At 72.2% G+C, this 12,971-nt stretch carries 10 protein-coding genes; 7 read left to right on the plus strand and 3 right to left on the minus strand.

Going from position 1 to position 12,971, the window contains the following annotated elements:
• The first annotated feature begins 120 nt into the window (after positions 1-120).
• The 3 genes from ACFY6S_RS20360 (at position 121) to ACFY6S_RS20370 (ending at position 4,386) form a co-directional block, all read left to right on the plus strand.
• Positions 121-564 carry a MarR family winged helix-turn-helix transcriptional regulator gene (locus tag ACFY6S_RS20360; RefSeq protein ID WP_388819550.1) on the plus strand — a complete coding sequence of 148 codons (444 nt, stop codon included), beginning with the start codon at positions 121-123 and terminating at the stop codon, positions 562-564.
• Between the two features lie 160 nt (positions 565-724).
• On the plus strand, positions 725-2,608 hold the full coding sequence (locus ACFY6S_RS20365) for an ABC transporter ATP-binding protein (protein WP_388819553.1): 1,884 nt from the start codon (positions 725-727) through the stop codon (positions 2,606-2,608).
• On the plus strand, positions 2,605-4,386 hold the full coding sequence (locus ACFY6S_RS20370) for an ABC transporter ATP-binding protein (protein ID WP_388819556.1): 1,782 nt from the start codon (positions 2,605-2,607) through the stop codon (positions 4,384-4,386). Before ACFY6S_RS20365 ends, ACFY6S_RS20370 begins: the two co-directional genes overlap by 4 nt.
• A 63-nt stretch (positions 4,387-4,449) precedes the next feature.
• Here ACFY6S_RS20370 and ACFY6S_RS20375 read toward each other — a convergent pair whose 3' ends face one another.
• Positions 4,450-5,241 carry a metal-dependent hydrolase gene (locus ACFY6S_RS20375; RefSeq protein ID WP_388819849.1) on the minus strand — a complete coding sequence of 264 codons (792 nt, stop codon included), beginning with the start codon at positions 5,239-5,241 and terminating at the stop codon, positions 4,450-4,452.
• A gap of 100 nt (positions 5,242-5,341) precedes the next feature.
• Here ACFY6S_RS20375 and ACFY6S_RS20380 point away from each other — a divergent pair, with 100 nt between their 5' ends.
• Positions 5,342-7,915, plus strand: a complete 2,574-nt coding sequence (locus ACFY6S_RS20380; protein ID WP_388819559.1) for a DEAD/DEAH box helicase — start codon at positions 5,342-5,344, stop codon at positions 7,913-7,915.
• A 38-nt stretch (positions 7,916-7,953) separates the two neighbouring features.
• Positions 7,954-8,826 carry an acyl-CoA thioesterase gene (locus tag ACFY6S_RS20385; RefSeq protein WP_388819562.1) on the plus strand — a complete coding sequence of 291 codons (873 nt, stop codon included), beginning with the start codon at positions 7,954-7,956 and terminating at the stop codon, positions 8,824-8,826.
• A gap of 20 nt (positions 8,827-8,846) precedes the next feature.
• On the opposite strand, the gene ACFY6S_RS20390 is transcribed toward ACFY6S_RS20385, so the two are convergent.
• Complete coding sequence (locus tag ACFY6S_RS20390; protein ID WP_388819565.1) at positions 8,847-10,055, minus strand: PucR family transcriptional regulator; 1,209 nt, start codon at positions 10,053-10,055, stop codon at positions 8,847-8,849.
• Positions 10,056-10,259: 204 nt separating this feature from the next.
• On the opposite strand from ACFY6S_RS20390, the gene ACFY6S_RS20395 reads away from it, so the two are divergent.
• The gene (locus tag ACFY6S_RS20395) at positions 10,260-12,047 is read left to right on the plus strand and encodes an FAD-binding dehydrogenase (protein ID WP_388819568.1); all 1,788 of its coding nucleotides are present in this window, start codon (positions 10,260-10,262) and stop codon (positions 12,045-12,047) included.
• Between the two features lie 20 nt (positions 12,048-12,067).
• Here the strand turns inward: ACFY6S_RS20395 and ACFY6S_RS20400 are convergent, their stop codons facing one another.
• On the minus strand, positions 12,068-12,277 hold the full coding sequence (locus ACFY6S_RS20400) for a DUF6011 domain-containing protein (protein WP_388819852.1): 210 nt from the start codon (positions 12,275-12,277) through the stop codon (positions 12,068-12,070).
• 112 nt (positions 12,278-12,389) lie between these two features.
• Here ACFY6S_RS20400 and ACFY6S_RS20405 point away from each other — a divergent pair, with 112 nt between their 5' ends.
• Positions 12,390-12,884 (plus strand): glutathione peroxidase, encoded by a 495-nt coding sequence (locus ACFY6S_RS20405; protein WP_388819571.1) that lies wholly within the window; start codon positions 12,390-12,392, stop codon positions 12,882-12,884.
• Positions 12,885-12,971 lie beyond the last annotated feature (87 nt).

Below are 12,971 nucleotides of genomic sequence, written 5' to 3' on the forward strand. Positions count from 1 at the left end.
GGCGGCCACGGAGCGGGGCCCCGTCGTGCGGACGGGGCCGGCCGGGCGGGCCGGACACAGCAGAGCATAAGTCATTGTTACCTATGTTCACAATGAGCGTAGTCCTGATAATATTCCGGCATGAGCATCCACGACGCCGACGGCACGCTGGCCGAGCAGCTCCTGCGGCTGACCCGCCGGCTCCAGCGCCTCCAGAAGCATCAACTGGGGCCGATCGGCATCACTCCGGCCCAGGCGAGGCTGCTGCGCGCCCTCGCGTCGTACGAGACTCCGCCCCGGATGGCGGATCTGGCCCGGCGGCTCGAAGTCGTGCCCCGCGCCGTGACGACCCTGGTCGACGGCCTGGAGGCCGGCGGCTGGGCGCGCCGGGTCCCCGATCCGACCAACCGCCGGGTGGTGCGCGTCGAGGTGACGGACACCGGAAGGGCCACCCTGCGGGGGCTGCGCGACGCCCGCAGGTCGGCCGCCGAGGACGTCCTCGCCCCGCTCACCCCGGAGCAGCGCGAGGTGCTCGGCGGACTGCTCACCACTCTGGTGGCCGAAGGACCCGAGCAGCGCTGCTGAGCCCGTCGGTGTGAAGTGGCGCCGGGCGGTGGACAGTTGCTCCGCCACCGGCCCCTCCCCTGGCTCGAAGTGGCACCCGAAGCGGAAAACCCATTGCCTCATCCCCCTGGTCGGAGCGAACCTTGCACGGTTTGGGCCACTCCACGAGCCATGGGGCATCATGCAGATTCGCGACCTTCCGTATCCCGACCCCGGGGTTCCCGACACCCGGTCGGGCCCCCGGTTCCTGCTCTGGCTCGGACGGGGTCAACTGGGCGGACAGCTCAAGGCGCTGTGCTGGGGCCTGGTGCACTTCGCGGGCATCGCCGGGCTCCCGGTGGGAGCCGGGCTCGCCGTCCAGGCGGTGATCGACCGCTCGGGCTCCCGGCTGGCGGTCGCCGGCGGACTGATCGCGCTGACCGGCGTCGCCATCGCGGTCGGCGACACGATGCTGCACCGTGCCGCCATCACCAACTGGATCACCGCAGCCGCCCGGCTCCAGCAACTGCTGGCCCGCAAGACGGCCGAACTCGGCTCAGCGCTGACCCGGCGGGTGGCGGCCGGTGAGGTCGTCGCCGTCTCCACCGGGGACGTCGAGAAGATCGGCTGGTTCGTGGAGGCGCTCTCGCGCTTCCTGGCCGCCGTCATCGCGATCGTCCTCATCTGCGTCGGTCTGGTCCTCTATCTGCCGGAGCTGGGGACGCTGATCGCCTGCGGCATCCCGGTGCTCGCCCTCTCCGTGCTGCCGCTGCTCCCGCGCGCCACCCAACGGGCCGACATCCAGCGCGAGAAGGCCGGCAAGGCCACCGAGCTGGCCTCCGACACCGTCGCCGGGCTGCGGGTGCTGCGCGGCATCGGCGGCGAGGAGCTGTTCCTGCGCCGCTACCGCCGGGCCTCGCAGGAGGTCCGCGCGGCCGCCGTGCGCAGCGCCCGGATGTGGGCCCTGATCTCAGCCATCCAGGTGGCGCTGCCGGGCGTGCTGCTGATCTCGGTCGTCTGGTACGGGGCCCATCTCGCGCTGGACGGGCGGATCGGCGTCGGCTCTCTGGTGACCGTCTACAGCGCGGTGACCCTGCTCCTCTTCCCGCTGCGGCACTTCGAGGAGATCGCCATGGCGTACTCCTTCTCCCGGCCCTCAGCCAAGCGCGCGGCCCGGGTGCTGTCGCTGAGGCGTACGGCGTACGAGGACGAGCGCGGCGGTCTCGACGACGCGCGGCCGGCCGGCGATCTGTACGACCCGCTCAGCGGGCTGCGTGTCACGGCCGGGCGGTTGACCGCCGTCGTGTGCGGCGACCCGGACGCGGCGGGGCGGCTGGCGGAGCGGCTGGGCGGACACGCGGCCGAGTCGGGCCCCGCTCCTTCGGTGCTGCTCGACGGGGTGCCGCTGGACGGTCTGCCGCTGGACGCGGCGCGGGCCAGTGTGCTCGTCCAGGACAAGGACCCGGTGCTGCTCTCCGGGACGCTGACCGAGCTGCTGGACGTGCCCGCATCGGGTGCGGTCGACGCCGACAGCGCGCTGGCGGCGGCGCAGTGCGGCGATGTGCTCGCCGCGCTGGTCCAGGCTTCGGTGGACGGCAGCGGTGATCCGATGCGCTCCCGGATCACCGAGCGCGGCCGGTCGCTCTCCGGCGGGCAGCGGCAGCGCCTCGCGCTGGCCCGTTCGCTGGTCGCCGACCCCGAGGTGCTGGTGCTGGACGAGCCGACCTCCGCCGTGGACTCGCACACCGAGGCGCGCATCGCGCGGGGCGTGAAGGAGCTGCGCGCGGGCCGTACGACGGTCGTCCTCGCCTCCTCGCCGCTGCTGCTGGACCACGCGGACACCGTGGCCTTCGTCCACGAGGGCAAGGTGGCGGCGGTGGGGACACACCGCGAGCTGATGGCGGGCGACCCCGCCTACCGGGAGGTCGTCACGCGCGAGACGGACGAGGAGAACACCGCCGGGCACGACCGCTCGCACCCGGCGGACGGCCCGCACGACGAGGCGGACGCGCGGCGGGGCGACGAGAGACAGATCATCACGCCGGCGTTGTCGCGGGCACGGGAAGAGATCGAGGAATCAGCATGATCGGCGTGGCGCCTCCGGCCTACGACCCGGCGGCCCCGGAGTCGGCGACGACCCTGCCCGTCGGCACCCCCGCGACCGTACGGGCCTACGTCGGCGAGCTGCTGAGCCGGCACCGCCGGGCGTTCCTGGTGCTGGTCGCCGTCAACGCGGTCTCGGTGGTCGCCTCGATGGTCGGCCCCTATCTGCTCGGCGGCATCGTCGAGGACCTCTCCAGCGGCGCGCGTGAGCTGCACATGGAGCGGGTCGCCGTGATCTTCGCGGTCGCGCTGGTGGTCCAGACCCTCTTCACCCGCACGGTGCGGCTGCGCGGCGCGATGCTCGGTGAGGAGATGCTCGCGGATCTGCGGGAGGACTTCCTCGTCAGGTCCGTGGGACTGCCGCCGGGGGTGCTGGAGCGGGCGGGCACCGGCGATCTGCTCTCCCGGATCACCACGGACGTCGACCGGCTGGCGAACGCCATGCGCGAGGCCGTGCCGCAGCTCGCCATCGGCGTCGTCTGGGTGGTGCTGCTGCTCGGCGCCCTGACGGTGACGGCGCCGCCGCTGGCCCTCGCGGTGCTGGTGGCGCTGCCGCTGCTGCTCGTCGGCTGCCGCTGGTACTTCCGACGGGCGCCCTCGGCGTACCGCTCGGAGGCGGCCGGGTACGCGGCGGTCGCGGCGATGCTCGCGGAGACCGTCGACGCGGGCAGGACCGTGGAGGCGCACCGCCTCGGCGGCCGGCGGGTCGCGCTGTCGGAGCGGCGGGTCAAGGAGTGGACGGCCTGGGAGCGGTACACGCTCTCGCTGCGGTCGGTGCTGTTCCCCGTCATCAACCTCACGCATGTGACGATCTTCCTCGCCGTGCTGGTCATGGGCGGTGTGTTCGTCCTCCAGGGCTGGATCACCGTCGGCCAGCTGACGACGGGCGCGCTGTTCGCCCAGATGCTGGTCGACCCGGTGGGGCTGATCCTGCGGTGGTACGACGAACTCCAGGTGGCCCAGGTGTCCATCGCCCGCCTCGTGGGCGTCCGTGACATCGAGCCGGCCGCCGGCGACGCCTCCGTCGTGCCGGAGGGGCGGGATGTCAGCGCTGACCGGGTGCACTTCGGTTACCGGGCGGGCGTCGATGTGCTGCACCAGGTGACGCTGGAGGTCAGCCCCGGCACCCGGCTGGCGCTGGTCGGCCCCTCGGGCGCCGGGAAGTCGACGCTGGGCCGGCTGCTCGCGGGCATCTACGGTCCGCGCGAGGGCCGGGTCTCGCTGGGCGGTGCCGAGCTGTCCCGGATGCCCGCCGAGCGGGTGAGGGAACATGTCGCGCTGGTCAATCAGGAGCACCACGTGTTCGTGGGTTCCCTGCGGGACAATCTGCTGCTGGCCCGCGCCGGAGCGGCGGACGCGGAGCTGTGGGCGGCCCTCGGGGCGGTCGACGCGGACGGCTGGGCGCGGGCGCTGGACGACGGCATGGACACCGAGGTCGGCTCCGGCGGCACGGCCCTGACCCCGGCCCAGGCGCAGCAGATCGCCCTGGCCAGGCTGGTGCTGGCGGACCCGCACACCCTGGTGCTCGACGAGGCGACCTCGCTGCTGGACCCCCGGGCGGCCCGCCATCTGGAGCGGTCGCTGGCCCGGGTGCTGGAGGGCCGTACGGTCGTGGCGATCGCCCACCGGCTGCACACGGCGCACGACGCGGATGTGATCGCGGTGGTCGAGGAGGGCCGGATCAGCGAGCTGGGCAGCCATGACGAGCTGGTGGCGGCGGACGGCGCGTACGCCGCGCTGTGGCGGTCCTGGCACGGCTGACCGGCGCGGCGCCGGGCGCCCCGGTGGCAGGGCCCCGGCGGGGCGCCCCACCACCGGGGCGCCTCAGACCAGGTTGAGGGCGAACGCGGCGCCTATCCCGCCCGCGACCATGAAGGCGGGCATCAGCACCTTCACCTCCACCCAGGCGCCGGCCTTGAAGCGCATCGCCTTCGGCGGGCCCAGCGGGTACCAGCGCTTGCGGCCCAGCGGGATGGGCCACAGGATCGGGCAGCCGGAGACGGTCAGCGCGTCACCGATGTCGTGCACGAGCGCGCCGAGGACTATCGGCAGTCCGAGCCAGAGATACTCCTGGCCCGGCTCGGTGAACAGCCAGTTCGACCCGTTGCCCGGCTGGTCGAGGATGCCCGCGAGCATCCACGCGCTGGTGGCGCCCAGCAGCCAGACCAGAATGTCGCTGGAGACCCGGGCGGCCTTCCAGAGCAGGCCCTCCACCGCCAGCACCATATGGACGAAGAGGACGGCGAGCACGCCCCAGCGGCCGCCGGTGTACGCCACGGCGGAGGCGCCCGCGCCGATCAGGACCGCCCAGAGCCAGGTGTGGGTGAGCGTGCGGTGCCCGCCGTTGCGGCGGGGGTCACCGGGCTTCCTGGTCGCCTTGTAGACGGCGTACGACAGTTTGTCGACGACCTCGCAGAGCGTCTTGGACACCGGGCCGAACGCCCGGGAGATCGTCGCGGCCTTGTGGTCGAGGTCGGGCGCGAGCGCGGCTCCCGAGCAGATCAGCGCGCCGACGACCAGTACCGGCCAGGGCATGGCGTGGTCGAACGCGGCCGCCGCGGCGCCCGCCCCCAGCCAGGCCGCCGCCCCTGACAGTGAGTGTGCCGGTCCCATCATGGTCGTACCCGTCCCCTTGCAATGGTGGTGGAGCCCCCGTGTGCGGCTCATGGTGAAGCCCACTGTCCTGGTGCCCAGTTGACGGGCCAGCGTATCGTCCATGATCTTCATCGGGCCGTCCGGTTCCCGCATCCGGACGGAAGGCAGGCAAGATGGGGGCGTGACCCTTATCGATCAGCTGCCGCCGGACGCCGACCCCGATGCCCTCTTCGAGGCTTTCTCCTCCTGGGCCGAGGACCGGGGCATCACGCTCTATCCGGCGCAGGAGGAGGCGCTGATCGAGGTGGTGTCCGGGGCCAACGTGATCCTCTCCACCCCCACCGGCTCGGGAAAGAGCCTGGTCGCGGCGGGTGCGCACTTCACGGCGCTGGCGCAGGACAAGGTCACCTTCTACACCGCGCCGATCAAGGCGCTGGTCTCGGAGAAGTTCTTCGACCTCTGCAAACTCTTCGGCACGGAGAACGTCGGCATGCTGACCGGCGACGCGTCCGTCAACGCCGACGCGCCGGTGATCTGCTGCACGGCGGAGGTGCTGGCGTCCATCGCGCTGCGTGACGGCAAGTACGCCGACATCGGCCAGGTCGTGATGGACGAGTTCCACTTCTACGCCGAGCCGGACCGGGGCTGGGCCTGGCAGATCCCGCTGCTGGAGCTGCCGCAGGCCCAGTTCGTCCTGATGTCGGCGACGCTCGGGGACGTCTCGCGCTTCGAGGAGGACCTGACCCGCCGCACCGGCCGGCCGACCTCCGTCGTGCGATCCTCGACCCGGCCCGTACCGCTCACGTACGAGTACCGCCTCACCCCCATCACCGAGACGCTGACCGAGCTGCTGGAGACCCGGCAGGCGCCGGTCTACATCGTGCACTTCACGCAGGCCGCCGCCGTGGAGCGGGCCCAGTCGCTGATGAGCATCAACATGTGCACGCGCGAGGAGAAGGACAGGATCGCCGAGCTGATCGGCAACTTCCGCTTCACCACCAAGTTCGGCCGGAACCTGTCCCGTTACGTACGGCACGGGATCGGTGTGCACCACGCCGGCATGCTGCCCAAGTACCGCCGGCTGGTGGAGAAGCTCGCCCAGGCCGGGCTGCTGAAGGTCATCTGCGGTACGGACACCCTGGGCGTCGGCGTCAACGTGCCCATCCGTACGGTGCTGTTCACGGCGCTCAGCAAGTACGACGGCAATCGGGTGCGCACCCTGCGCGCCCGGGAGTTCCACCAGATCGCGGGCCGGGCCGGGCGGGCCGGATTCGACACGGCGGGACTCGTCGTCGCGCAGGCGCCGGAACACGTCGTGGAGAACGAGAAGGCGCTCGCGAAGGCGGGCGACGATCCCAAGAAGCGCCGCAAGGTGGTGCGCAAGAAGGCTCCCGAGGGCTTCGTCGCCTGGTCGGAGACGACGTTCGACAAGCTGATCGGCTCCGATCCCGAGCCGCTGACCTCGCGTTTCCGGGTCACCCACACGATGCTGCTGTCGGTCATCGCCCGGCCGGGCAACGCCTTCGAGGCGATGCGCCATCTGCTGGAGGACAACCACGAGCCGCGCAAGCAGCAGCTGCGGCACATCCGGCGGGCGATCGCCATCTACCGCTCCCTGCTGGACGGCGGGGTGGTGGAGCGGCTGGAGACCCCCGACGCCGAGGGCCGGATCGTCCGGCTGACCGTCGACCTCCAGCAGGACTTCGCGCTCAACCAGCCGCTGTCGACGTTCGCGCTGGCCTCCTTCGAGCTGCTGGACCCCGATTCGCCGTCCTACGCCCTGGACATGGTCTCGGTGGTCGAGTCGACCCTCGACGACCCGCGCCAGATCCTGGCCGCGCAGCAGAACAAGGCGCGCGGCGAGGCGGTCGGCGCGATGAAGTCGGACGGGATCGAGTACGAGGAGCGGATGGAGCGGCTCCAGTACGTCACGTACCCCAAGCCGCTCGAAGAACTGCTCGTGCACGCGTACAACACCTACCGCACCAGCCACCCGTGGGTCGGCGACCACCCGGTCTCGCCGAAGTCCGTGATCCGCGACATGTACGAACGCGCCCTGTCCTTCACCGAGTTCACCTCGCACTACGAGCTGGCCAGGACCGAGGGCATCGTGCTGCGCTATCTGGCGGGCGCGTACAAGGCGCTGGAACACACCATTCCGGACGACCTCAAGTCGGAGGATCTGGAGGACCTCACGGCCTGGCTGGGCGAGATGGTCCGCCAGGTGGACTCCAGCCTGCTGGACGAGTGGGAGCAGCTGGCCAACCCGGAGACGGAGAGCGCCGAGGAGGCCCGGGAGAAGGCCGACCAGGTCAGGCCGGTCACGGCCAACGCGCGCGCCTTCCGGGTGCTGGTGCGCAACGCGATGTTCCGCCGGGTCGAGCTGGCCGCCCTGGACCGGTTCCACGACCTGGGCGAGCTGGACAGCGAGTCGGGCTGGGACGCGGACCGGTGGGGCGAGGCGATGGACGCCTACTGGGACGAGTACGAGGACCTCGGTACGGGGCCCGACGCGCGCGGCCCGAAGCTGCTCGCCATCGAGGAGGACCCGGCGCACGGCCTGTGGCGGGTCCGGCAGACCTTCGCCGACCCGAACGGCGACCACGACTGGGGCATCAGCGCGGAGGTCGATCTCGCGGCCTCCGACGAGGAAGGACTGGCCGTCGTGCGGGTCACGTCGGTCGGACAGCTCTGACCATCCGGCCGGAGCGCCGAGAACGGAGAACGACGCACATGACGAACCCCGCCGAACGGCTGGTCGATCTGCTCGATCTGGAGCAGATCGAGGTCGACATCTTCCGGGGGCGCAGCCCCGAGGAGTCCCTGCAACGGGTCTTCGGCGGACAGGTCGCGGGCCAGGCGCTGGTCGCGGCCGGCCGTACCACCGACGGGGACCGGCCGGTCCACTCGCTGCACGCGTACTTCCTGCGGCCCGGCCGTCCGGGGGTCCCGATCGTCTACCAGGTGGAACGGATCAGGGACGGCCGCTCGTTCACGACCCGCCGGGTGACCGGCGTCCAGCAGGGCCGCACGATCTTCAACCTGACGGCCTCCTTCCACCGGCCGGAGGAGGGCGGCTTCGAGCACCAGCTGCCGCCCCGGCTGGAGTTCCCCGATCCCGATTCGCTGCCCACGGTCACCGAGGAGGTGCGTGAGCATCTCGGCGGGCTGCCCGAGTCGTTCGAGCGCATGGCCAGGCGCCAGCCCTTCGACATCCGGTACGTGGAGCGGCTGCGCTGGACGCGGGAGGAGATCCGGAACGCCGACGCGCGCAGCGCGGTGTGGATGCGCGCGGTGGGGCCCCTGGGGGACGACCCGCTGGTCCACACCTGCGCGCTGACGTACGCGAGCGACATGACGCTCCTGGACGCGGTCCGCATCCCGGTCGAGCCGCTGTGGGGCCCGCGCGGCTTCGACATGGCGTCGCTGGACCACGCGATGTGGTTCCACCGCCCGTTCCGCGCGGACGAGTGGTTCCTGTACGACCAGGAGTCCCCGATCGCGACGGGCGGCCGGGGGCTGGCACGCGGGCGGATCTACGACCGGGAGGGCCGGCTGCTGGTGTCGGTGGTGCAGGAGGGGCTGTTCCGCAGGCTGGACGGCTGAGGGCCTGTCGGGTGGCTGTTTCAGCCGTTCGTCGCGGGTGGTCCTGACACGGCCGGGGATGTCGGGGGCGTACGGAGCCAGGCGGTCAGCGCCCACCACCAGTGCAGGGTGTCCAGGGGGCCGGGGCGGCCGCCGGCCGGAGTGTCGGTCAGCGACCGCCCGGTGATCCGCTGGAGCCTGCCGAGCCGGTAGCGGACGGTGTTGGGGTGGGTGAACAGGATCGCGGCGGTCTGGTCGAGGCGTTGTCCGTGTTCGAGGAACGTCAGTGCGGTGAGCGCGAGTTGCCGGTGGAAGCCGTCCGACCGGTCGAGGGAGCCCAGCAGCCGGTCGCCGAGCCAGGCGCCCAGCAGCGGCTGGCCGTCGAGCGCGATCTCGCCGGCGAAGTCGGTGAGTCCGTACAGTCCGCGCAGCCCGCGCCGGCCGCCGATGTCCAGAGCACGGACGCAGAGCCGGTGGGCCGGGCGAAGCTCCTGCCGGGGGACAGCGGGAGAGACCACGGCGAGCGTGCCCGTACCGATCTCGTCGGCCGGGGGAATCCGGCGGGACAGGCCCGCGAGCCGCCCGTCGACCAGCGCGAAGAGGCCGCCGGAGCAGGAGAGCCGGCGGGTGAGGAGCCGGACCGGCGCGGGGTCGGCTGCGTCCGTGGCGAGGCAGTGCACCGGCGTGTCCCGGTGGATGCCCGCCTTCGCCAGCTCCGCGGCCTCCTCGGCGGTGGGGGCCGCGTCGCCCGTCAGCAGGCGGCGCAGCAGCCGGGTGCGGATCTCGGCGGCCGTGGGCGGCGGCGCGAGTTCGACGGCGCGGTACCCGTGGATCACCTGCCGCTCGACCGCGTCGCCGTACTCCTTCAGCAGCAGTACGGCGGTGAGCAGCGAGCCGTCGGGCACCCCGGCGGACCGGCAGCGGTCGACGGCGATCTCCGCCGCGCGGGTGAGCGCGGCCTGAACCCCGCGCAGCAGGGCGGTCATCGGGACGCCCTGACCGGCCCGGTCGCCGCCGAGCAGCAGAGCGGCGGCGAAGTCCTGCTCCTCGATCCGGCCGAAGGTGGCCAGCCACCCGCCGGCCTGGGCGATCATCGCGGCGACATGGCGGTGGGTCTCGGCCTCGGCGAGCCGCGCCACCTCGGGCGAGCGGCTGCGGGCGGCGTGGACCAGCTCACCGCAGACGTCGGCGTCGGCGGCCATGTCCCGCAGGACGCCGGTGACCGGCTCGCGCCGGTGCGTGACAGTCATGCGCCTCGCTCCTCTCCCTCCGGTCCGTGACATCCGCCGGATCCGTTCGCGCGCTGTGTCCGGCGTACAACGAGAGGGCCGCCACATTGGCTCCCGGTGCCTACCACCGCCCGGTGTCGGCCTGATGAGATGTGAGCTACCGCACGGTAACAGCGCTGCTCCCGGGACGGCACCCTCCGTACCCCCCTTCCGGAAGGCAACCCGATGGAAAAGCCCGCAGATTCGGCCTTGTTCACCCGTCGCCGCGCCCTCACGGTGGCGGGCGGCGTGCTCGCCGGCGCCGCTGCCCTCCCCCATGTCACTCCGGCGTACGCGGCCGGGGCGGCGGACGCCGATGTGATCGTCGTCGGCGGCGGCCTGGCCGGCCTGGTCGCGACGGCGGAACTGGCGGACGCCGGGCGCAAGGTACTGCTGCTGGACCAGGAGCCGGAGTCGAATCTGGGCGGGCAGGCGTTCTGGTCGTTCGGCGGACTGTTCCTGGTCGACTCGGCCGAGCAACGGCTGATGGGCATCAAGGACACCCGTGAGCTGGCATGGCAGGACTGGCAGGGCGCGGCCGGTTTCGACCGGGGCACCACCGATCCGGGCGGGCAGGACCACTGGGCGTACAAGTGGGCCGAAGCCTATGTGGACTTCGCCGCCGGCGAGAAGCGGTCCTGGCTCTATCAGCAGGGGGTGCGCTGGTTCCCGATCGTGGGCTGGGCCGAGCGCGGCGGCGGCCTGGCGGACGGCCACGGCAACTCCGTACCCCGTTTCCACGTCACCTGGGGGACGGGCCCGGCCGTCGTCGAGCCGTTCGAGAAGCGGGTGCGGGCGGCGGTGGCACGGGGGCGGGTGACGTTCGGGTTCCGGCACCGCGTCGATGAGCTGGTCCGTACCGGTGGCGCCGTCAGCGGGGTCCGGGGCGCGATCCTGGAGCCGAGCGACGCGGCCCGGGGAAAGGCCAGTTCGCGCACGGTCGTCGGCGAGTTCGAGCTGCGCGCCCCGGTGGTGATCGTCACCTCCGGCGGTATCGGCGCCAACCACGAGCTGATCCGGCAGAACTGGCCGGCGCGGCTCGGGGCCCCGCCGAAGGACATGATCACCGGGGTGCCCGCGTATGTGGACGGCCGGATGCTCGCCATCACCGAGCGGGCCGGCGGGCGGATCGTCAACCCGGACCGGATGTGGCACTACACCGAGGGGCTGCGGAACTACGACCCGATCTGGGCCGGGCACGGCATCCGTATCCTGCCCGGCCCCTCGTCGCTCTGGCTGGACGCCACGGGCAAGCGGTTCTCCGCGCCGAACCTGCCCGGCTACGACACCCTCAGCACACTCAAGGCGATCACCGACACCGGGTACGACTACTCCTGGTTCGTGACGACGCAGAAGATCCTGGCGAAGGAGTTCGCGCTCTCCGGCTCCGAGCAGAATCCGGATCTCACCAACAAGGACATCCTGCTGACCCTCTCGCGCGTCTGGCAGACACCCGAGCCGATCGAGAAGTTCAAGAAGAACGGCGTCGACTTCGTCGTCGCGTCGAGCCTGTCCGAGCTGGTCCTCGGCATGAACAGGCTGACCGGTCACGGCCTGATCGACCTGGCCGACCTCAAACGGCAGATCGACGCCAGGGACCGGCAGATCGACAACCCCTACACCAAGGACGTCCAGGTGATGGGGATCCACAACGCCCTGAAGTACACCGGGGACCTGCTCAGCCGTACCGCCTCGGCCCACAAGATCATGGACGCGAGCGCCGGGCCGCTGATCGCCGTACGGCTGAACATCCTCACCCGCAAGACCCTGGGCGGGCTCCAGACCGATCTGTCCGGCCGGGTCCTCGACGCGGCGGGCGCGCCGGTTCCCGGGCTGTACGCGGCCGGTGAGGTCTCCGGGTTCGGCGGCGGCGGGCTGCACGGATACCGGTCGCTGGAAGGCACGTTCCTCGGCGGCTGCCTGTTCTCCGGCCGGGCGGCGGGACGCGCGGCCGCGGCGGCCACCGCGACCTGACCCGCGCGGACACACCCCGCTCAGATGCCGGGGATCGGGTCCTGCTCGGCCGCGCGCCGCCGGGTCCTGATCTCCGGCCCGGACGGATGCAGCTTGGCGTCGCAGGAGGGGCCGAGCCCGCTGCGGCGCGACGCCGTCCCCCGCAGCGGCCGGCCGCACAGCCCGCACCGCACCTCGCGACGGGCGGAGTCGCCGGGCACGGCCGGGCTGTCGGGTTCCGAGCCGGGCAGCCGGGGCGCGTTCAGGGATTCGTCCACCCCCCACGTCTACCAGCCCGCGCGCCCCCGCGTTCACCGGCAGGTCCACAATGAGGGGAGAACGCCGGAAACCGAGGAGATCCCGATGGCTCTGTACGACATTCCGCTGCGCACCCTCACCGGTGAGCCCACCTCCCTGGCCGCTTACGCGGGCAAGGCCGTCCTCATCGTGAACGTCGCCTCCAAGTGCGGGCTCACCCCGCAGTACGCCGGTCTCGAGCGGCTTCAGCAGACCTACGCCGACCGGGGCTTCACGGTCCTCGGCGTTCCCTCGAACCAGTTCGCCGGCCAGGAACCGGGCAGCGCCGAGGAGATCCGGACGTTCTGCTCGACCACGTACGGGGTGAGCTTCCCGCTGCTGGAGAAGACGGACGTGAACGGTGAGGACCGCCACCCGCTCTACGCGGAGCTGACACGGGCGGCGGACGCGGAGGGCGCCGCCGGGGAGGTGCAGTGGAACTTCGAGAAGTTCCTGCTCTCCCCGGAGGGCGAGGTCGTCGCCCGGATCCGCCCCCGCACGGAGCCGGAGGCCCCGGAGGTCGTCGCGGCGATCGAGGCGCAGCTGCCCGCGCCCTCCTGACGCGGCGACCCGGTGCGCGGCGGTGGGGGTGGTCGGGCGGGGGTCTGCCGGATCCCGTCCTCAGCGTTCGAGCGCGGGGCGATCCAC

It is taken from the genome of Streptomyces sp. NPDC012835 (genome assembly GCF_042900885.1).
Lineage (GTDB): Bacteria > Actinomycetota > Actinomycetes > Streptomycetales > Streptomycetaceae > Streptomyces.